We start from the raw sequence: 20,737 nt of genomic DNA, 5'->3' as shown, positions 1-20,737 counted from the left end.
TCCAACTCACCCAAATAGAATAGTAGAACAAAATGGAGCCCATAACCGGATTTGAACCGGTGACCTCTTCCTTACCAAGGAAGTGCTCTACCTACTGAGCTATATGGACCGATTATTTTGGAGCGGGTGATGGGAATCGAACCCACACAGTCAGCTTGGAAGGCTGAAGTTCTACCATTGAACTACACCCGCTTTTCAAGCAAAAGAAATGGTGGAGGGGGTAGGATTCGAACCTACGAAGGCTGAGCCGGCAGATTTACAGTCTGCTCCCGTTGACCGCTTGGGTACCCCTCCGAATAGAGCGGGCATATTAGCAAGTTTTTAAAACTTGTCAACACCTAAGCAAAAAATTATTTAGCGAAAGTCTTAGACTTAGACTTCAGCTTGCCCAACAATCTGCCATTTATCTACTCCAAAAGCCGTTAAAAGCCCTTGCCATGCCGCACCACTATCTAAACAAACACTATGATTTTCCTCATAAAATCCCAAACTTGCCCAATGCCCGAATAATTTTTTATATTTTATTTTTGAATCATTCCTAAACCATGGTGTTTTTGTTGCAGAAACACTCTGTAAAGTTCCTTTCTCATTTAAATCCAAACACCCATGCGCATCTAAATATCGCATACGGCAAAATGCATTTACAATAAAACGCAGCCGCGGAATTCCTTGCAAATCTTCTCGCCAACAGTGGGGCTTATCTCCAAAAAGAGATTGCAACATGTCTTGATAATCTGCACTCTGCAGTACCTGCATAAACTCATTATTATAACGATGCGCCTGCTCAAGCGACCATTTTGGATATAATCCAGCATGCGCCATTACCACTTTATGTGCTTCATCTATATGCAAAAGTGGCCAATAGCGCATTGCTTCAATTAACTCTTGTCCATCCTCTGCCTGCAGAATCTGCCGTGTTGTTTTATTTTGTTCAACTCCCCAAAAACCCTGTGCTTGTACTAGAAGCGACAAATCATGGTTGCCTAAGACTTTTACCGCACGCTCTTTAAGGTTCGTTACAAATCGTAAGACCTGTAAAGATTGCGGTCCACGATTAACCAAATCTCCCACAAACCATAAAACATCGTCATCCCCATATCCCACCTGCTCTAACAACCGCATCAGTGCGTCATATTGTCCATGCACATCCCCTATTGCCAAAATTGCCATATAAAACCTCTTGAAATAAAACATTGATAATAGCAAACTAACGCCCTCTAAAGCCAAGCCATCATCATGCGTTATCTTTACACCCTATTACTTTACGTTTTAATCCCTTTTACTCTATTGCGCTTACTTTATAAATCGCGCACCAACCCTGACTATCGCCGTCGCATTCTCGAGCGCTTTGGTTACCGCCTGCCACCAGCGCCTAAACAATCACCATTATGGATACACACCGTATCTGTCGGTGAATTCCTAGCTCTCAAACCGCTATTAGAGCATCTTATTCACGCCCATCCTCAGCTGCCCCTTTGGCTTACCTGCACCACACCCACCGCCTCAGCACAAATTCAACAATTTACTCAACACCACCCAAACCTCTATCACAGCTATTTCCCCTACGACCTCCCCAGCATTGTCAAACGCCATCTCCGCCATATCAAACCTCGCGGCATCATTCTTATGGAAACCGAACTTTGGCCCAACCTACTAACCCTTGCACAACGTCGCACTCTCCCCATTACTCTTATTAATGCGCGCCTCTCAGCCAAATCACTGCGAGGCTATCGCACTTATCTTCAGCGCCTTCTCAAGCCCAGCTTACAAAGTTTACAAGTTAACGCCCAAAGTAAAGATGATGCTCGACGCTTTCGCCAGCTAGGCATTCCCGCTCATCACATCCGCCACACCCCAAATCTTAAACATCATCACCCCACCTCACCGCCCCCCGCATGGCTTAACGCTCTTAAAAAACCTCTCAATTCCTACACCTTTATCTGGCTAGCAGCCAGCACTCATTCTGGGGAAGACAGCATTATCTTAGACGCACACCATCAACTCCAACAACACCTCCCCAACAGTCTCCTAATCCTTGCCCCCCGCCATCCTGAGCGACGCGACAGCCTCATCAAACTTACCCAACAAACCCAATACAATCCCCTACTGCGCTCACAAAACACCCATCCCCAAACCCCTCAAGATATTTGGATACTCGACACCCTAGGCGAACTCCGCCATTTCTACCACCTTGCACACTGCGCCTTTATTGGTGGCTCCCTCATTCGACACGGCGGACACAACCCCCTAGAAGCCCTTCATGCAGGAATCCCCGTCTGCTATGGATCCTCCATGTACAACTTCAGCACCATTACCGCCCAACTCACAGCCCACCCCTTTGCACAAACCATCCACGACGCCACAAGCCTAGCTCGCACCCTTCATCATTATCATCAACATCCTCAACACAGCGCCATTACCCAATTTAACCAGCAACAACCCAATCTCCTCAAACAACATTACCAATTCATCCAACAAAGCTTTAACCTATAACCTTTCACAATCAAAGAGAGCATTTATGAACAAACACTCCCTACTCACCGCACTCCTGTTGACACTCACCAGCGCCAGCCAAGCCGACAACCTAAACGACACACAACGCGCCATCTTACACAGCGACCTCTATCAGAGCGCCTACCAACAAGCCCAACAAACCGACGCCGACCAACTCGAAAAAATCACCAACCAACCCTACCAAGGACTCACCCTCAACCAAACACCCCCAAGTGAAGACCTCTACAGCATAGAAGAAATTGACGCCTCCACCCGAAGCTTGACCCAGCTTGCCAAACAACTCTATCAATCCCTCAGCAACACCCCCACGCAAAATGCCATACAATTTCCCCTCACTAGCCCCAACTGGCGCACTTGGCGTGCCGATGCTCAACCGCGCACCCGCGGCATCAGCCTGCTAGAAATGGATAAAAAACAGCGCAAAACCGCTGATAAATTTCTAAAAGAACTCCTAAGCATCGAAGGCTACGAAGAAGTCATCTCCATCATGAAACTCAGCACCACCACAGGCGAACTTCTCAAACAAAGCGAACTTTACAACGAACAACTTTACTGGTTTACCTTCTTTGGCGAACCCAGCACCGACCAACCTTGGGGACTACAAATTGACGGCAACCACCTCACCCTTAACCTAACCGTCATAGGCAACCAACTGTCTATCACCCCATTTTTACTTGAAGCTGAACCCACCCTAGCGCCCAGTGGCACACAAAATGCAGGAGAAACTGCCCTGCAATTCAAGCGCGACGCCGCATTTAAATTCATCCGCGCCCTTGACGACGACCAACGAAAAAGCGCCATTCTCGCCAACAGCAAACGCAAAAACCAACTTCTCACAGGCGCTTTTAACGACAACCTCGACCTCCCCACAGAAGGACTCTCTGCCGAAACACTAAACAACGACCAAAAACAACAACTCCTCAAACTCATCAGCTTCTGGACAGGCGACTTACGCGACAAACACGCCAACAACTGGTTAAAATCCATCGAGAATCAATTAGACCAAACCCATATCGTTTGGATAGGTGGCACAAAACGGGAAGACCCCTACTACCTACGCATCCTAAACCCACTCATCCTCATTGAATTTGACCACCAAAGCAGTAAAGCCCTAAAAACCAACCTCAACTACCGCAGCAAACGCCCCCGCAATGACCACATCATCAGCCTCATCCGCCAACCCAACGGCAACGACTATGGCAAAGCCCTACTCAAAGCTTATAACACCCAATCTAACGATTAACCCATAAAAGAAACCCCCTAATTGCCAAAGCCATTAGGGGGAATTAACTTAAATTAAGTGCTAAAAATTAATGCACAACTTCTACTGAACCATGGTCATCACAATGATCCCCATGCGGATGATGCAAACGCCCATTAACCAAATAATCTATATGGTCGCCATGCGGTATCGCCTCATGGCCACAATTTTCCCCATGCACATGCGCCACTCCATGACACCCTACATCTGAATCTGCGCGACACTCACAAGCACAACGCTCACTCTCACAACCACATCCACACCCCGCCACACAACCGCAATTCTTAGCAGGTATACAACCATCAGGATTAACGGCATTTACCTCAAGCACATGCTCATCTACATGGTCATCATGCGGATGATGCAAATGCCCATTATGCAGATAATCCACATGGTCGTTATGCTTAATTGCTGTATGCCCACAGTTTTTACCGTGTTCATGCTCATGATTTGAATGAATATGATGGCTCATAATAACTCCTTAAAAAATATAAATATAGAAAATCAATCCTAGTGTGCATTCTCATGTTGCACATGCTCAATCACATTGCGCACAATCGTTACAATATGCTCATCTGTTAGGCGATAAAAAATATGCCGTGCATCTCGGCGTTTACTCACCAACCCCGCGTCATAAAGCTTCTTCAAGCGCATCGATACCGTATTAGTTTTATCCCCTAATGCTTGCGCAATCTCACTGACACAACTTTCGCCACACTCATGCAAAATAATCAAAATACTCATGCGCGCTGTATCTGCCATTGCACCGAGCATACTCACCGCATCTTCTAATACCGCATCCTCCACTCGGCTAAGAAAATTCTCATCATGCTCCTCAGTTGCACAACAAGGCACATCTACTGGTTGCTTCATCTTTGCTCTCCTTATTAGGCACAATATTAAAACTTAATCTTTCATTAATTCAACACATGTTGAATTAATGAAACGAGATTATAGCGCATCTTGCAAGCATTGCAATCCTTAAGCCATTATTTTTTAACTTATCCCATAACTCTCTTTGACACCCCTTGCAAACTCTTGCATGATTGAACCTTTTTCATACAATCAGGAACACCCATGCCCAACAACAACCCATGGTATCAACAATCCCTTCTTGAGCTTTCAAACCATAGCAGTGAAGACATCCACAGCCTTCTCACGCTGGCAAGCGCCTTAAAGCGTGCCAAACGACAAGGCAGCGAACAACGTTATCTCCAAGGGAAAAATATCGCCCTTATTTTTGAGAAAACCTCAACACGCACCCGTACCGCTTTTGAAGTTGCCTGTTTTGACCAAGGCGCCAACCCCACCTATCTCGACTCCAACACAACCCAATTAGGCGACAAAGAAAGCGTAGCTGATACCGCTCAAGTCCTCGCTCGGCTTTATGATGCAATTGAATATCGTGGATTTGCTCAAAAGACCGTTGAAACCCTCGCGTATTATGCCAAGGTGCCTGTCTATAATGGGCTTACCGACCAATCACACCCCACCCAAATGCTTGCTGATTTGCTCACCATGCAAGAGCACAGTGGCAAAACTCTTGCCAATTTACGCTATGCCTACCTAGGCGATGCGCGCAACAACACCGCCCATTCTCTTTTATTAACGGCTGCCCGCGTAGGCAGTGATATCCGCATATCTGCCCCCAAAGCGCTCCAACCTGACCCAAAAATTATCCAGCAAGCCCAACAACTTGCACAGCAATCTGGCGCAAAAATCCTTATCAGCGAAGCCATCGAACCCTGCGTTTTGGATTGTGATTTTATTCACACCGACATTTGGGTCTCTATGGGCGAAAGCAAACAAGCTTGGCAAGAGCGCATACAACTTCTCCTCCCCTACCGCATCACCCAAGATATCCTCAAAGCCAGTCAGCGCGAGGACATCAAATTCATGCACTGCCTCCCCGCCTATCATGACCGCAATACCCCAACAGGAGAAGCCTTCTATCAAAGCCATGGCATGATTGGCATCGAAGTAAGCGACGACGTCTTCACCAGCCCTGCCTCCATTGTCTTTGACCAAGCGGAAAACCGCATGCACACCATCAAAGCCCTACTCGTTGCGACTCTCTGCCCCCAACTTCCCCAACTTTAATCCACAACAAATGCCCGTCAAACCACCCAATGGCGGGCAATCTTACGCCATACAATCCACATCATCTCCCGTAATCTCAATAAAAATACGGGATATAAACGGTTGTTTTTCCTCAATAGCCTGCTTTATCTCACGTCGCACCATACAAGAGTCTCCTACAGTCATCGAACTCAACACCGCCACGCGCAAGTCTACCGTATACCAACGCCCATGCTTACGCACCAAACACTCAAGAACCTCACCCACCTGTGCAAACTGACGCACACACCCCTCAACCTCCTCACGCACCTCATCATGCGTATCCTCATCCATCATCTCCCCCAAAGTTGGGCGAAAAATACGATACGCATTCCAATAAATAATCCCAGCTGCAAACAACGCCGCCCAATCATCCGCGCTTTCCCAACCCTCACCCATAAAAAGCGCCAAAGAAATCCCCAGAAAAGCCGCGCCTGAAGTCAACGCATCACTGCATGATGCCACCCCTCCGCCTCCAGCGCATGGCTATTTTCCTCTGCTCCCTTGTGAGCAAATAAACGGAAAAATCCTTCTTTAATCACAATGACCACTGCCAACACCGCCAAAGTAAACGGCGCAGGCATCTTATGGGGGTTAAAATATGTTGCACACTCTCCACTGCAATAATAGTTGCTAAGCCTAATAAAAACGCCACCACCACAAACGTCGCCAACGCCTCCGCTCGCCCATGCCCGTAAGGATGATTCTCATCCGGTGGCAAACGTCCAAACCACATCCCCACCAACAAAAGCGTTGAAGAAAACACATCCGTTGTAGACTCAATTGCATCTGCAATTAGCGCATAAGAATGCCCCAAAACACCCGCCACCCCCTTAAAAATCGCCAAAACCAAATTCCCAAATCACCAGTGTAATTTCACTTGCCTCACCGCGCAAAACCGCCTTAAACTTTTTAGCCAACCGCCCAAACATACCTATTCCTTATCTTTTGTTTTCTTTTGCCCACGCACCCAATCCGTTTTCACGCGCAAAGGGGGGCGCGTAAGTGCCAACGCCTGAGCCGCCACTTCACCGCTAATCACACTCCCAGCTCCAATCGTCGCCCCAGCCCCCAACACCACAGGCGCCACTAAAGCTGAATTCGAACCCACAAACACCCCATCCCCAATCACCGTCTTATACTTATGCACGCCATCATAATTACAAGTAATCACCCCCGCACCAATATTAACTCCAGCCCCCATCTCACAATCCCCCACATAACTCAAATGATTCACCTTACTCCCAGCCCCAACCGTCGCCGCCTTCAACTCCACAAAATTCCCCACCTTTGCCCCATCCGCCAAATTAGACATCGGCCGCAAACGAGCAAACGGGCCCACCTGCACCCCCTGCCCTAAAACAGCTCCCTCAATACGCGAATGACTCAACACCACACTCCCTGCGCCCACCTCACAATCTATCAACACACACCACTCTCAACAACCACCCCATCTCCTAAAACTACCTTCCCCTTAAACACCACATTAGCCTCAATAACCACATCCCGCCCTACAGACACCGACCCCTGAATATCCACACGCAACGGGTCAACCAGCGTTGCTCCAGCATCTAATAGCGCTTGAGCCTGTCGCTTACGATACACCGCCTCCGCCTGCGCCAATTGCGCGCGGTCATTCACCCCCAGAACCTCCTCCTGTGAGGACGCCCTCACCGCCGAAACCTCCTGCCCATCTGCACGCGCCAAAGCAATCAAATCCGTCAAATAAAACTCCCCTTGCGCATTATCTGCCGACAACTGTGGCAAATACGCCTGCAAACACGCTCTAGAAATTGCCATAATTCCCGTATTCACCTCATCAATTGCACGCTGAGCCTCATCCGCCTCCTTCTCCTCCACAATCGCCACCACCGCACCACGCTCATCTCGCACAATTCGCCCATAACCAAAAGGCTCTACCACCTTCGCCGTCAACACCGCAAACCCACTTTCTACCGCCGAAGCGCATAAGCGTTGCAACGTCTTCACCCCAACCAACGGCACATCCCCCAACAACACCAACGTCAAATCATATTGCCCAATCAAATCTAGCGCTTGCAAAACCGCATGCCCCGTCCCCAATTGTGCTTCCTGCGCCACCCAACTCACTGAAAATGGTAACGCTGCCACCGCTTTTTGCAACGCCTCACCCTCATGCCCAAACACCACCGCCTGACGCGCCACCCCCACCTGCGCCACCGTCGCCAACACATGCTCAATCATTGTCCGCCCACCAACAAGTTGCAACACCTTCGCCTTTGCAGAACGCATCCGCGAACCCTTACCCGCCGCCAACACCAATGCCAAAATAGACCCAGCCATCACGCCACCCTCCTAAAAAACAAAAACCGACGTTAAACGTCGGTTTCAAACAAAAAATACAACCCCTCATCCCAAATTAATAACGCTTCTTCGCACGTCGCAATGCTGCCAATTTCGCGCTCGCCTGCGCCAATTCCAACTGAGCACGTGCATAATCGGTTTTTGAACGTTGACTATTGCGCATCACTTCCTCAGCACGCGCCTTAGCAGCTTGAATTTTACTCTCATCCAAAAACTGTGCACGCTCAGCAGCATCCGCCAAAATTAATGTTTGCTTAGGCTGTACCTCGATAAACCCACCCGAAATATACAGCACCTCTTCTGTGCCATCACTTAATAGCAAACGTACCTGACCAGGTTTTAAAGTTGCCAGCAAAGGCGTATGCCCTGCCAACACCCCCACCTCGCCCACCTGCGTCGTTGCTGAAAGGCGCACCACCTCCCCATTAAAAAGCGCCTCATCTGCACTTACCATACTAACCCGAAACGTCTTAGCCATATCCACAGCCTCCTCGCGCCAAGCGCATGATTACTTCATACCCTTAGCTTTTTCAATCGCCTCTTCAATACTACCGACCATATAAAACGCCTGCTCAGGCAAGTCATCATACTGACCATCAACAATCCCTTGGAAACTCTTAATCGTATCTTTTAATGACACATATTTACCAGGCGAGCCCGTAAAGACCTCTGCCACGAAAAACGGCTGCGACAAAAAGCGCTGTACTTTACGCGCACGGCTAACAATCAACTTATCCTCATCCGATAGCTCATCCATTCCCAAAATCGCAATGATATCGCGCAACTCCTTATAGCGTTGCAACACACCTTGCACCGCGCGCGCCGTATTGTAATGCTCATCCCCAATAATCAACGGATCAAGCTGACGTGAAGTGGAATCCAAAGGGTCAACAGCTGGATAAATCCCTAATTCAGCAATTTGTCTTGAAAGCACCACAGTCGCATCTAAATGCGCAAACGTTGTAGCAGGTGAAGGGTCAGTCAAGTCATCTGCTGGAACATAGACCGCCTGAATAGAGGTAATCGAACCCGTTTTAGTTGAAGTAATCCGCTCTTGTAATTTCCCCATTTCCTCAGCCAAAGTCGGCTGATAGCCCACCGCAGAAGGCATACGACCTAAAAGGCTGATACCTCCGTTCCTGCCAAAGTATAACGATAAATATTATCCACGAAGAACAAAACATCACGCCCCTCATCGCGGAAATACTCAGCCATCGTCAAACCCGTCAACGCCACACGAAAACGATTTCCCGCCGGCTCATTCATCTGACCATAAACCAGCGACACCTTATCCAAAACATTGGAATCTTTCATTTCATAATAAAAGTCATTCCCTTCACGCGTTCGCTCGCCCACCCCAGCAAAAACCGAATAACCACTATGCTCAATTGCGATATTACGGATAAGCTCCATCATATTTACCGTCTTACCCACACCCGCGCCACCAAACAAACCAACCTTACCGCCTTTTGCAAAAGGACAAAGCAAATCAATAACCTTAATGCCCGTTTCTAATAGCTCCGTTGAACTAGATAACTCATCATAGGCAGGCGCTTTACGATGAATCGCCCAATGCGTATCTGTTTGAATCTCACCCTGATGGTCAATGGGCTCACCAAGAACATTCATAATCCGACCAAGCGTCCCCTTTCCTACAGGAACAGTAATCGCCGCACCAGTATTTTTAACCGCCATTCCACGCACCAAACCCTCAGAAGCGCCCATGGCAATCGTACGCACCACACCATCACCAAGCTGTTGCTGCACCTCAAAAGTAATACCCGCCTCCTCACAAACCAAGGCATCATTAATTGTTGGCACATCATTTTGTGCAAACTCAATATCTACAACCGCACCAATGATTTGGACAATTTTACCCGTACTCATGTATTTATCCTCTTGATTAATTCTTAAACAGCATCAGCACCTGCTACAATCTCACTCAACTCCTGAGTAATTGCAGCCTGACGCGCTTTATTGTATTTGAGCTGAAGCTCGCCGATCAGATCCCCTGCATTATCAGTTGCATTTTTCATCGCAATCATCCGCGCAGACATTTCACAGGCAATATTTTCAGCAACAGCCTGACGCACCAAAGATTCAACATAGCGAATCGCCAAATGCTCAAGAATCTCATATGCCGAAGGCTCATAAACAAAATCCCAAGTATAATCTGGCACCGCATGGTCGTTTTTAACCAAAGTTGCTGGCAGCAGCTGCATAATATAAGGCTCTTGCGTCATCGAATTGACAAAGCGATTGCCCACCAAATGCACCTCATCAACATCGCCTAGCTTAAAAGCATCTATCATAGTATGAATACCGCCAATCAACTCATCTAAAGACGGATTATCACCATAATCTTCATCTGCACTTAAAATCGTTGTCCCAACTCGATTTAAAAACATCGTCCCTTTACGCCCAAATACACTGGCAACAATTTCCTTATCTTGTGATTTTTTTACCTTAAAATCCGCTAGCAGTTTTTTAAATACATTAATATTTAATCCACCGCACAACCCACGGTCACTTGAAATCACAATATAACCAACCTTTTTGACCTGCTCGCGCTTTACAAAAAAAGGATGCGTCGTTTCATTACTAGCTTGGGAAAGATGCCCGATAACGCGCAAAATATTATCCGCATAGGGTTTACCAGACTCCATATTTTCACGCGCACGACGCATTTTTGACGCCGCAACTGTCTCCATTGCCTTAGTAATTTGCTGCGTATTTTTAATACTTTTAATCTGACCGCGTATTTCTTTCGCGTTCGACATATCCGCTCCTTAACTTACGAAGAACTACCAAGCGCCTTGCTGTTTAAACGCCTCAATAGACGATTTCAAGCTCGCTTGAATCTCATCGTTATAGTCGCCTTTTTCATTAATTTTATCCAACACATCCTGATGCTGATTATGCATAAACGCAATCAAAGCCTTTTCAAAAGTAGGTACTTTTTCCACCTCAACATCATCTAAATAGCCTTGGTCAGCAGCAAATAATGATACCGCCATTTCAGCAATAGACATTGGAGAAAATTGGCGTTGTTTCATCAGCTCCATCATGCGTTGCCCACGCTCTAATTGCTTGCGTGTAGCCTCATCAAGATCAGAAGCAAACTGCGAGAATGCCGCCAATTCACGATATTGTGCAAGCGCCAAGCGCACGCCACCGCCTAATTTTTTAATAATCTTCGTTTGTGCCGCCCCACCAACACGCGAAACTGACAAACCTGCATTAATCGGCGGACGAATCCCTGAATTAAACAAATCCGTTTCTAAGAAAATCTGCCCATCTGTAATTGAAATCACGTTCGTCGGTACAAACGCAGACACATCACCTGCTTGCGTTTCAATAATTGGTAACGCCGTTAAAGAGCCTGTTTTACCCTTTACCTCACCATTGGTTAAACGCTCCACCTCATCGGCATTAATCCGTGCAGCGCGTTCAAGCAAGCGAGAGTGTAAATAAAACACATCTCCAGGATATGCCTCACGACCCGGTGGACGACGCAACAACAACGAAACTTGGCGATACGCCCAAGCCTGTTTAGTCAAATCATCATAAACAATCAAAGCATCTTCGCCACGGTCGCGGAAATATTCCCCCATAGCACAACCCGCATAGGCAGCAACATATTGCATCGCCGCAGAATCAGAAGCTGTCGCCGCAACAATAATGGTGTGCTTAAGCGCATCGTGCTCTTCTAATTTACGCACCACAGCCGCAATGGACGAAGCTTTTTGCCCAATCGCCACATAAATACATTTCACGCCACTGTCTTTTTGATTAATAATCGTATCTACCGCAATAGCTGTTTTTCCTGTCTGGCGGTCTCCGATAATCAGCTCTCGTTGTCCCCGCCCAATTGGCACCATCGCATCAATAGACTTCAACCCTGTTTGCATTGGTTGATCTACTGACTGACGCTCAATAACACCAGGGGCGATTTTTTCAATGGGTGAAGTTTGCGCGGTTTGAATCTCGCCTTTACCATCAATTGCCTCACCCAGCGCATTGACCACACGCCCGAGCAACTCTTTACCTACAGGCACCTCTAAAATCTTGCCCGTACAAATAACCTTATCGCCTTCTTTTAGATGGTCATATTCACCCAAGATAACCGCACCAACGCTATCGCGCTCCAAGTTTAGCGCCAAACCGAATACATTCTCAGGGAATTCAATCATTTCCCCCAACATAACCTGACCCAAACCTTGAATTTGCGCAATGCCATCAGCCAAACTAATGATTGTGCCTTCGGCTTTGCTTTCAACTTTATTTTCATAGTCAGCAATTTTATTTTTAATAAAACCACTGATTTCAGAAGGATTCAATTGCATATTCTTTCCCCTATTAATCCAGTGAGCGAGCCAAGCGATTGAGACGCCCTTTGAGCGTTTGGTCAATCACCTGCCCTTCATATTCAATAATAACGCCAGCCAGCAAATCGGCTTGTTCGCTAACATCCAATTGAACCTGACGCCCAATTTTTTGCGTTAAAGTTTTTTTCAAAGATTGTTGTTCATCTTCTTTTAGTGGTTGTGCACTGCGCACATTCACCTTGCACACATTTTGCTTAGCATGCATCAGCTGTTCATAAAAATCAGCAATCTCTGGCAATACTGCCAAACGATTTTGCTCAGCCAATATTGCCAAGAAATTTTTCTCTTCCTTAGACAAGGCAGATTGACGCTTTTCAACCATCCATTGGTCAAGCCATGCAGTTAATTGCTGGGTGAACTCTGGTAAATTCAAATGCGATTGAACAAAAGAATCCTGCATCATTTGCGCGCCAACTTGCAAAAACTCCCGCCAACTTTGTTGCGCATCTTGTGTGTTTGCTTGCGCAAAAACTGCTTTGGCGTAAGGGCGTGCAATGGTTTTTGAATGTGCCATAAAATTACAACTTCTCACTAAGTTCTTGGATTAAGCGCGCATGGTCATCGGCATTTACCTCACGTCCAATCACCTGCTCAGCTCCTTGAATCACCAGCGCTGCCAACTGAGCGCGCAATTGCTCGCGCACTTTTTGTCTTTCCTGCTCAATCTCACCGCGCGCCTGCTCTAGCTCACGACACCCAGTAGATTGCGCTTCCTCACGTGCTTGCGCTACTGTTTTTTCGGCTTGTTTTTCAGCATTTTCAACGATAGTTCTAGCTTTTTCTTTTGCCTTATCTAGCAAAGCTTGCGATTCTTGCTCAGCAGAAAACACCGTTTGCTTTGCTTTATCAGCCATACTCAAACCATCAGCGATTTTCTTACGTCTTTCCTGAGCGACCCTATCAAACATCGGCCAAACATAAGTATAAGTAAACCACCAAAAGACTAAAAACGTACCGATCTGACCGATTAGGGTAAGATTAAGATTCATGTTTAAATCCCCCTGTTTGAGTCGACAAGATTAGAGCGAAGTTACTGCGCCAAGGAAAGGATTAGCAAAGACCATAATCAAAGCAATTACCACAGCAATCATCGCCACCGCATCCAATAAGCCTGCGATAATAAAGAACTTACCTTGTAAAGGATTCATCATTTCAGGCTGACGCGCGCTACTTTCTAGGTATTTACCCCCTAATAAAGCAAAGCCTATCGCCGTACCTAATGCGGCCAAGCCTAAAATAATTGCCACAGCAATCGCTGAGTAACCCTGAACGCCAGCAATCAAAGATGCTAAACCGATATTTTCCATTTAAAAACCTCCTAAAGTTAAATTGCGTAATGGAACTAGTGAGCTTCTGCCATCGACATATAAACGATGGTTAGAATCATAAACAAATAAGCCTGCAAGGTTACAATCAAAATATGGAAGATTGCCCAAGCACCGCCTGGTATAAATTGCACAAAAAATGGTAGCAATGCGATTAAAACAAACACCAACTCGCCAGCAAATAAATTGCCAAACAAACGCAGGGAAAGCGAAATAATTTTGGCGAAATCCTCTACAATGCGCAGGGCGAAATTAATGGGAAATAAGATAGCCATCATCGCAGGACTTTTGGCCTCAAAAGGATGGGTTCCCATTGATTTTAACAACCCCAAAGCCCCATGATTGTTTTTAAAAGCATAGACATACATTAACACCACCACCGTAATAGACAAGGCAAAGGTGGCATTAACATCTGTGGATGGGACAACTTTTAAATACGGCACCCCGACCACTGCTGCCATACCTGGCAATAGGTCAACAGGAATTAAATCCATGGTATTCCAAAGCAAAACCCATACAAAAATTGTCAGTGCTAGTGACCCAATATCACGGCGCGACTGCCCAAAAAAATCTTTTACCGTGTTATCCACAAACTCATAAACCATCTCGGCAATATTTTGCAATCGCCCTGGCACGCCTGAAGTAGCTTTTTTGCCGATATTGTAGAAAAACCAGCAAAATAACCCCCCTAATAAGATAGAAAATAGCAAAGTATCTACATGAATTGCCCAAAAACCCTCACCAAGGGTCAAATTCGTCATATGGTGTTGAATAAATTCGGCGCTTGGGCTTGCATTCGTTGCGTGTTCTGTTGCCATGTTATCCTCTGTAGAAAAACGTCATCCAAAAATAACCACTATAGGTAATAAAAAAGCCCACAACCAATCCTAAGGGCATTACATAAGGCAGCAGCAGCACCGTTAACACGCTAACAACCGCCCATTTAAATCCTTCACTAATAAGCATTAAACGATAAAAAAGCCTTGCGGGAATGACTTCTGGAACTCTAGCAAATAACACCATAATAAAAAGCGTGGCAACTAACGCCACACTTGCTCCACTTGCTACTGACACCGCCTCTGCAAAACCAAAACCAACAGCGCTCATCACTGTTGCAATCAATGCCAAAAAGCATTGAACTTTAAATAATTTTGCAAGAACTTTTTTCATCTTATTACAATAACGGCGCGATTATAGGAGTTCATTATCTTTCGGTCAAGACAGGCAGGGATTTTTATTATTTTTTTGCAATATCTTCAGCGCCATCGAATCCCAATTTTGCCAAAATCTGTTGCAAATGCGCCATATCCTGATAATTCAATACCACCTTACCATCTCCTTTGGTTTGGTGGACAATTTTGACTTTAGCACCAATATGTTGCGCGAGCGCATGGGCCATTTCTTTGAATATTTCTTGCGTGGGTAAAGCATTGGGGCGCACTTCTTCAGGTTGTAATATTTGGCGCACCCGTTGTTCTGTTTGGCGAACGGTATAATTTTTGCGCACTATTTCCTCAAGCACTTGTCGCTGTTTGTCTTCTGGTAGGGATAACAGCGCGCGCGCATGACCCATTTCAATGACACCCTCTTTAAGCGCCTGCTTAATTTGCTCTGATAATTCCAATAATCTCAATGTATTACTCACAGAGGAGCGCGAACGTCCAATTAATTTTGCCGCCTGTTCATGCGTGAGTGAAAACTCTGCCACCAAGCGACTCAATCCCTCCGCCACCTCCAGCACATTCAAATCACTGCGTTGTAGATTTTCGATTAACGCCACTGCCAACGCTTGTTTATCGTCATAATGCTTAACCACGCAAGGCACTTTCACCAACCCTGCCTGCTGCGCGGCTCTAAAGCGCCTTTCTCCAGCGATAATCTCATAATCGCCCTGCGTTAGTGCGCGCACCACCAAGGGTTGCAAAATCCCATGTTCAGCGATTGACAGCGCCAACTCTTTTAGCGCCTCATCTGCAAAATGCTTACGCGGTTGATAGATTCCAGCACGAATTTTATCCACTGCAATAAGTTTTAGGGTTTCGACCTCAGGCGCATCCAGCACCCCTGCCCCATCTCACCAATCAACGCATTCAGTCCACGCCCCAAACCACCTTTTTCATCGCCAGCCACTCCTAAAAATAAAAATACACTGCCTAACCAACGCGCGCCACCAACTCCTCAGCCACCTTGCGATACGCCTGCGCCCCGCGTGATTTCCCATCATATTGCATAATTGGCACCCCATAACTGGGCGCTTCAGCCAAACGCACATTGCGCGGAATCGCCGTCTCAAACACCAGCCCTTTTAGATGCGCAAACAAATTATCCGACACCTCACGCGTTAAACGCGAACGCTGGTCAAACATCGTGCGCACAAACCCAGCAATTTTAAGCTGAGGATTAATCCGCTCTCGTATCTGCCCCACCGTATCAAGTAACGCACTCACCCCCTCCAAAGCAAAATACTCACATTGAATAGGCACCAGCACACTATCTGCCGCCACCATCGCATTCACCGTCAACAAATTCAACGTTGGCGGACAATCCAGCAACACCCAATCAAAGCCCTCAATCCAGCCAGCCCATCGTGTTTTTAACAGCGCATGTTTTTGTGTAACCTCTTGTAACAACTCATTAGCCGCCGTTAGTTCTCTCGTTGCAGGCAACAACCAAAACCCCGCTGCCTCACAAAACACCGCCGCCTCATCAGCTGCACACTGCCCCATCATCACCTCAAGCACCCCACATTCCACCTCACGCCAATCCAAGCCACACGCCACCGTCGCATTGCCCTGCGAATCCATATCCACCAACAACACCTTCGCGCCCTTTCCACCAACGCCGCCGCCACACTCACCGCCGTCGTCGTTTTCCCCACGCCCCCTTTTTGATTACTCACCGCCACAACTCGCGTCATACGTCCTCCACAATCTTTACAACTCGCAACACATGCCGACTCGCCTTTAAAAACGGCACCACCACTGGCAGCACCTCCCCTTTATCAAAGCCCGCCACACTAGCCAGCTCCGCCTCACGGGCGCGCATTAAAAGCCACACCCCCTCAAAACCTGCCAAATGGCGCGACAGCGACAGCAGCAAATCCACCCCCGCCATCGCCCGACTTATCACCACATCCATCGCCACATCCACCTGCCAATTCTCCACCCGCTTTGCCACCACCTCCACATTCTCAAGCGCCAACGCACTTGCCACGTAGCGAATAAACGCCGCCTTCTTCGCGCTTGACTCCACCGCAAACACCCTAATCTCAGGACGCATCAAAGCCAAAATCAGCGCAGGCAAACCAGCCCCACTACCCACATCCGCCAAACGTCGCGCCGATACTGGCAACAACGGCAACACCGCCAAACAATCCAGCACATGCACCACCACCTGCTCACCCACCTCACGCACCGCCGTCAAATTATGCACCGCATTCCATTGATTGAGCAGCAACAAATAGCGCGCCAACGCCTCAATCTGCGCCTCACTCACCGCAAAAGGCAGCGCCGCCACCCCTTGCCGTAACCGCGCCATCGCCGCCGCCTCTAACATCACGCCCCTTAGCCACATCGCGCAAATACGCCAACAACAACGCCACAGGCGCCCACTTGCCTTATTACGCCCAGAGCCAGCCCACGCCACCCCAGCAATATCCAAATGCGCCCACGAATAATTTTTCGCAAACTCCCCTAAAAACGCCGCCGCCACAATCGTCCCAGCCCCACGGTCAGACGAAATATTAGGCAAATCCGCAAACGGACTTTTCAGTGCCTCTTTATATTCCTCATCCATTGGCAACGGCCAAACAGGGTCATCCGCCGTCTCGCCCGCCTCAAACAACGCATCCGTCAGCGCCTTATCATTGCCCAACACCGCCGCACGGTGTCCGCCCAACGCCACCACACAAGCCCCCGTTAACGTCGCCAAATCTACCACCGCCTGAGGCTCAAAGCGCTCCACATACGTTAGCGCATCGCACAAAATCAATCGCCCCTCCGCATCCGTATTGAGCACCTCAATCGTCTTCCCAGACAAACTCGTCAAAATATCCCCAGGGCGATACGCGCGCCCACCAGGCATATTCTCCACCGACGCCACCACCCCAATCACATATACATCCAGCGCCTCATAACATAGCGCCCGCATCGCACCAAATACCGCCGCAGCGCCCCCCATATCAAATTTCATATCCTCCATTCCAGCGCTCGGCTTAAGCGAAATTCCGCCCGTATCAAACGTAACCCCCTTACCCACCAACACAATCGGCTTCTTATTCTTCGCATTTTTAGGCTTATACGTCATCGTAATCAAACGTGGCGGACGCACACTCCCCTGTGCCACCCCCAATAGCGCCCCAGCACCCATTGCCTCCAACGCTTCCAACCCAAGCACCTCCGCCTCAAGCGCCTCAAACTCCTGCGCCAACGCCTGCGCCTGCTCACCCAAAAACTCTGGATAACAAATATTGGGCGGCAAATCCCCCAAACGACGCGTTAAAAACGCCCCTTCAGCCCAGGCCAACGCCCGCGCCAAAGCCCCCTCCAACTGCTCCGCCCCTTCTCACACACACACACCACCCAGCGCACCTGCGCCAAAGAAAAATCCCCATCTTTTAATTTAGACTCACTTTTACACTCTTCAAAGGCATAACAACCGCCCAAAACCCACTGCAACGCCAACTGCGCCTCCCTTTCAGCCACCCCATCAAACATCGCCAGCGCCACCGTTGCACATTCAAAGCGCTTCACCTCTTCTAAAACCTGCGCTACCGCCTTTTTCAAATCCTTTTTCTTCTTATCCGCACACACCACCAACACCCGTTGAGCCTCAACGCCCTCAACCTCAACAAACATCACCGCACGCCCCACCTTACGTGGCAAATTCCCCAGCTTCGCCTGACGCGCAAAAAACCCACCACTCACCTCATCAAGCGCCTGCAACCCACGCGCAAAAGACCCATCTTCCAACACCCGCACCACAACCACATCCGCCTGCACATCCTGCACAGCCACCTGACTGATCACCATTTCATTAACCGCCATAACAAACCTCCCAAAAAATAAAGATAAAAACGAACCAAAACCAATTAGAATACCACATTCAGCTCATAGAACCACCCGTCCAAACCCATGCCCATACTCTATCGCCAACTTAGCAAAGAACTCCTCGCCCTCTTTTTCGCCATTCTTCTCATTTTACTCACCATCATTTTAAGCTTTCGCCTAACCAACCTACTCAGCGCCGCCGCCACAGGCGAACTCCCCCTGCGCGCTATTTGGCAACTCCTTTATTTACAAAGCCTGCGCTTTCTCATTCTCCTATCGCCTCTCTCCTTCATTCTCGCCGCCACCCTCACCCTTGGGCGCCTCTACCGCGACCATGAAATCAGCGCCCTACTTGCCAGCGGCATCAGCCAAACCCACCTCTTAAAAGCCCTACTCCTAACCGCCCTCCCGCTTGCACTTTTTCTATATCTTCTCAACCACCACACCCTCCCCCACCTCTACCAACAACAAGACACCCTCAAACAACAAGCCAACCAACAAGCCAGCCTCCTGCTCTTCACCCCCAACACCTTCCAAAAAATCAGCGACCACCTCACCATCCACGCCAGCGCCCAACAACAAACCCAACTACAAAACATCCTCATCGCCCACACCCCCCCCCAACCAACCGCAAAGCCTCATCTTCGCCCAAAGCGGACACATCGACCCCCACACCACCCCCCCACAACTCCACCTCAACAACGGACAACGCCTCAACTGGCAACACCTAGAGCGCCCCGAAACCATCAGCCTCGACCAATTCCAACACGCCCAACTCACCCTCCCCAGCCCACAAATCACCGCCAGCGACCGCCTGCGCAACCTAGAAAGCCACCAACTCAGCCAAAGCCCCGCGCATCAAAGCGAACGTCAAAAACGCCACAACCCCGCCCTTGCCCTTCTCATCTTCACCCTCGCCCTCCCTCTCCTTTGCCAAAGCAAACCGCGCCAAAGCCCCTACCATAAAATCCTCCCCATCTTTTTACTCTTCAGCCTCTATTTAAACCTCCTCGACACCCTCACCACCCTCATCAAAAAAACCACCCTCCCAGCCTACCCAGGTAGCTACAGCCTCCACCTCCTCCTTCTTGCCCTCACCGCCTATTTTGGCATCGTTACCACCACCCCAAATCCCCACACACCGCCTAAAACACCATGAAAAAATTCACTCGCCACCTCCTACGCACCACTGCCCTCACCACCGCCCTCACCCTCAGCTTTCTACTGATTATCGACCTACTCATTCAAAGCGCAGGACAACTAGAGCACCTCCCCCCGCGCCTACTCATCCTCACCCACCTCCTCCAACTCCCCGACCGCCTCCAACAATTCCTACCAGCCGCCGTACTCATTGGCGCCATTCTAGGGCTTGGACAACTCGCCAACCAAAACGAACTCACCATCGCCCAAAACAGCGGACAATCCCCCCTACGCATCGCCACCCCAGCCCTCATCCTCGCCCTCTTTCTAGGCGCCCTCTCCCTCCTGCTCAACCAAACCATCGCCCCAAAGTGGCAACAAAAAAGCCAACAACTCCACCACCCCACCGCCCCCATCGCCCCGCAAACCCTCTGGTTTAAAGACCAACAAACCCTAATCCAAATCAACCACCTCAACCCAGATGGCAGCCTAGGCGACCTCCGCCTCATCACCCACACCCCAAGCCAAATCACCCTCACCACCGCCCCACGCGCCACCTACCACCCCCCCCCACTGGCAACTGCAAACCCCCCACCACCC

The 20,737-nt window shown here is 48.6% G+C and carries 23 protein-coding genes, 3 tRNA genes and 3 pseudogenes; 6 read left to right on the top strand and 23 right to left on the bottom strand.

What is annotated here, in order from left to right; genetic code table 11:
* Positions 1–33: 33 nt before the first annotated feature.
* From A5N84_RS02175 to A5N84_RS02160, 4 genes are all read right to left on the bottom strand, one after another.
* Positions 34–109, bottom strand: a tRNA-Thr gene (locus A5N84_RS02175).
* Positions 110–118: 9 nt separating this feature from the next.
* Positions 119–192 (bottom strand) — tRNA-Gly (locus A5N84_RS02170).
* Positions 193–209: 17 nt separating this feature from the next.
* A tRNA-Tyr gene (locus A5N84_RS02165) sits at positions 210–294 on the bottom strand.
* Positions 295–372: 78 nt separating this feature from the next.
* Positions 373–1,170 carry a symmetrical bis(5'-nucleosyl)-tetraphosphatase gene (locus A5N84_RS02160; RefSeq protein WP_072281099.1) on the bottom strand — a complete coding sequence of 266 codons (798 nt, stop codon included), beginning with the start codon at positions 1,168–1,170 and terminating at the stop codon, positions 373–375.
* Between the two features lie 66 nt (positions 1,171–1,236).
* Between A5N84_RS02160 and A5N84_RS02155 the strand changes: the two genes are divergently transcribed.
* Complete coding sequence (locus A5N84_RS02155) at positions 1,237–2,493, top strand: 3-deoxy-D-manno-octulosonic acid transferase (RefSeq protein WP_072281098.1); 1,257 nt, start codon at positions 1,237–1,239, stop codon at positions 2,491–2,493.
* A gap of 25 nt (positions 2,494–2,518) precedes the next feature.
* Entirely contained in the window at positions 2,519–3,757 is a 1,239-nt protein-coding gene (locus A5N84_RS02150) for a DUF3500 domain-containing protein (protein ID WP_072281097.1), read from the top strand.
* Positions 3,758–3,824: 67 nt separating this feature from the next.
* Here the strand turns inward: A5N84_RS02150 and A5N84_RS10470 are convergent, their stop codons facing one another.
* Both A5N84_RS10470 and A5N84_RS10465 read right to left on the bottom strand, forming a co-directional pair.
* Positions 3,825–4,247, bottom strand: coding sequence for a hypothetical protein (locus tag A5N84_RS10470; RefSeq protein WP_072281096.1), 423 nt, complete (start codon positions 4,245–4,247; stop codon positions 3,825–3,827).
* A gap of 38 nt (positions 4,248–4,285) precedes the next feature.
* A complete protein-coding gene (locus A5N84_RS10465) occupies positions 4,286–4,648 on the bottom strand; it encodes an ArsR/SmtB family transcription factor (protein WP_198923713.1) in 363 nt (120 codons plus the stop codon).
* 204 nt (positions 4,649–4,852) lie between these two features.
* On the opposite strand from A5N84_RS10465, the gene argF reads away from it, so the two are divergent.
* Positions 4,853–5,875 (top strand): ornithine carbamoyltransferase, encoded by a 1,023-nt coding sequence (gene argF, locus A5N84_RS02135; protein WP_072281095.1) that lies wholly within the window; start codon positions 4,853–4,855, stop codon positions 5,873–5,875.
* A 42-nt stretch (positions 5,876–5,917) separates the two neighbouring features.
* Here the strand turns inward: argF and A5N84_RS10460 are convergent, their stop codons facing one another.
* The 17 genes and pseudogenes from A5N84_RS10460 to A5N84_RS02060 form a co-directional block, all read right to left on the bottom strand.
* The gene (locus A5N84_RS10460; RefSeq protein ID WP_198923712.1) at positions 5,918–6,358 is read right to left on the bottom strand and encodes a cation diffusion facilitator family transporter; all 441 of its coding nucleotides are present in this window, start codon (positions 6,356–6,358) and stop codon (positions 5,918–5,920) included.
* 73 nt (positions 6,359–6,431) lie between these two features.
* Positions 6,432–6,740, bottom strand: coding sequence for a cation diffusion facilitator family transporter (locus tag A5N84_RS10455; RefSeq protein ID WP_198923711.1), 309 nt, complete (start codon positions 6,738–6,740; stop codon positions 6,432–6,434).
* A gap of 87 nt (positions 6,741–6,827) precedes the next feature.
* On the bottom strand, positions 6,828–7,322 hold the full coding sequence (locus A5N84_RS11380) for a DapH/DapD/GlmU-related protein (protein WP_233119862.1): 495 nt from the start codon (positions 7,320–7,322) through the stop codon (positions 6,828–6,830).
* Entirely contained in the window at positions 7,316–8,215 is a 900-nt protein-coding gene (locus A5N84_RS11375; RefSeq protein ID WP_233119861.1) for an NTP transferase domain-containing protein, read from the bottom strand. The genes A5N84_RS11380 and A5N84_RS11375 overlap by 7 nt, the downstream gene beginning before the upstream one ends.
* A gap of 76 nt (positions 8,216–8,291) precedes the next feature.
* Positions 8,292–8,714 (bottom strand): F0F1 ATP synthase subunit epsilon, encoded by a 423-nt coding sequence (locus A5N84_RS02120; RefSeq protein WP_072281094.1) that lies wholly within the window; start codon positions 8,712–8,714, stop codon positions 8,292–8,294.
* Positions 8,715–8,744: 30 nt separating this feature from the next.
* A pseudogene (atpD, locus tag A5N84_RS02115) lies at positions 8,745–10,123 on the bottom strand (F0F1 ATP synthase subunit beta).
* A gap of 23 nt (positions 10,124–10,146) precedes the next feature.
* Positions 10,147–11,016 (bottom strand): F0F1 ATP synthase subunit gamma, encoded by an 870-nt coding sequence (atpG, locus tag A5N84_RS02110; protein ID WP_072281093.1) that lies wholly within the window; start codon positions 11,014–11,016, stop codon positions 10,147–10,149.
* A gap of 24 nt (positions 11,017–11,040) precedes the next feature.
* The gene (gene atpA, locus A5N84_RS02105; RefSeq protein ID WP_072281092.1) at positions 11,041–12,582 is read right to left on the bottom strand and encodes a F0F1 ATP synthase subunit alpha; all 1,542 of its coding nucleotides are present in this window, start codon (positions 12,580–12,582) and stop codon (positions 11,041–11,043) included.
* Positions 12,583–12,595: 13 nt separating this feature from the next.
* Positions 12,596–13,138 carry a F0F1 ATP synthase subunit delta gene (locus A5N84_RS02100; RefSeq protein ID WP_072281091.1) on the bottom strand — a complete coding sequence of 181 codons (543 nt, stop codon included), beginning with the start codon at positions 13,136–13,138 and terminating at the stop codon, positions 12,596–12,598.
* Between the two features lie 4 nt (positions 13,139–13,142).
* Positions 13,143–13,613, bottom strand: a complete 471-nt coding sequence (locus tag A5N84_RS02095) for a F0F1 ATP synthase subunit B (RefSeq protein WP_072281090.1) — start codon at positions 13,611–13,613, stop codon at positions 13,143–13,145.
* Positions 13,614–13,643: 30 nt separating this feature from the next.
* Positions 13,644–13,931 (bottom strand): F0F1 ATP synthase subunit C, encoded by a 288-nt coding sequence (atpE, locus tag A5N84_RS02090; protein ID WP_072281089.1) that lies wholly within the window; start codon positions 13,929–13,931, stop codon positions 13,644–13,646.
* Positions 13,932–13,966: 35 nt separating this feature from the next.
* Positions 13,967–14,767 carry a F0F1 ATP synthase subunit A gene (gene atpB / locus A5N84_RS02085; protein WP_072281088.1) on the bottom strand — a complete coding sequence of 267 codons (801 nt, stop codon included), beginning with the start codon at positions 14,765–14,767 and terminating at the stop codon, positions 13,967–13,969.
* 1 nt (position 14,768) lies between these two features.
* Positions 14,769–15,119 carry a hypothetical protein gene (locus tag A5N84_RS02080; RefSeq protein WP_072281087.1) on the bottom strand — a complete coding sequence of 117 codons (351 nt, stop codon included), beginning with the start codon at positions 15,117–15,119 and terminating at the stop codon, positions 14,769–14,771.
* A gap of 67 nt (positions 15,120–15,186) precedes the next feature.
* Positions 15,187–16,011 carry a ParB/RepB/Spo0J family partition protein gene (locus A5N84_RS02075; RefSeq protein WP_233119860.1) on the bottom strand — a complete coding sequence of 275 codons (825 nt, stop codon included), beginning with the start codon at positions 16,009–16,011 and terminating at the stop codon, positions 15,187–15,189.
* A gap of 91 nt (positions 16,012–16,102) precedes the next feature.
* A pseudogene (locus A5N84_RS02070) lies at positions 16,103–16,866 on the bottom strand (ParA family protein).
* Positions 16,863–18,473 (bottom strand): leucyl aminopeptidase, encoded by a 1,611-nt coding sequence (locus A5N84_RS13600; RefSeq protein ID WP_233119859.1) that lies wholly within the window; start codon positions 18,471–18,473, stop codon positions 16,863–16,865. Before A5N84_RS13600 ends, A5N84_RS02070 begins: the two are co-directional and overlap by 4 nt.
* Positions 18,446–18,994 carry a M17 family peptidase N-terminal domain-containing protein gene (locus tag A5N84_RS02060; RefSeq protein ID WP_078055517.1) on the bottom strand — a complete coding sequence of 183 codons (549 nt, stop codon included), beginning with the start codon at positions 18,992–18,994 and terminating at the stop codon, positions 18,446–18,448. Before A5N84_RS02060 ends, A5N84_RS13600 begins: the two co-directional genes overlap by 28 nt.
* Positions 18,995–19,081: 87 nt before the next feature.
* Here A5N84_RS02060 and A5N84_RS13220 point away from each other — a divergent pair.
* The 3 genes and pseudogenes from A5N84_RS13220 to A5N84_RS02045 form a co-directional block, all read left to right on the top strand.
* Positions 19,082–19,552: pseudogene (locus A5N84_RS13220) on the top strand (LptF/LptG family permease); the annotation flags it as partial.
* Positions 19,553–19,637: 85 nt separating this feature from the next.
* Entirely contained in the window at positions 19,638–20,156 is a 519-nt protein-coding gene (locus tag A5N84_RS09385; protein WP_408633827.1) for an LptF/LptG family permease, read from the top strand.
* A partial coding sequence (locus A5N84_RS02045; RefSeq protein ID WP_143324789.1) for an LptF/LptG family permease occupies positions 20,153–20,737 on the top strand: 585 nt, incomplete at its 3' end. The genes A5N84_RS09385 and A5N84_RS02045, both read left to right, overlap by 4 nt.

Source organism: Rappaport israeli, from assembly GCF_001888055.1.
Classification (GTDB): Bacteria; Pseudomonadota; Gammaproteobacteria; order Cardiobacteriales; family Cardiobacteriaceae; genus Rappaport; species Rappaport israeli.
Note: the sequence above shows the minus strand (reverse complement) of the source record. Positions and strands in the feature narration are given on the sequence as shown.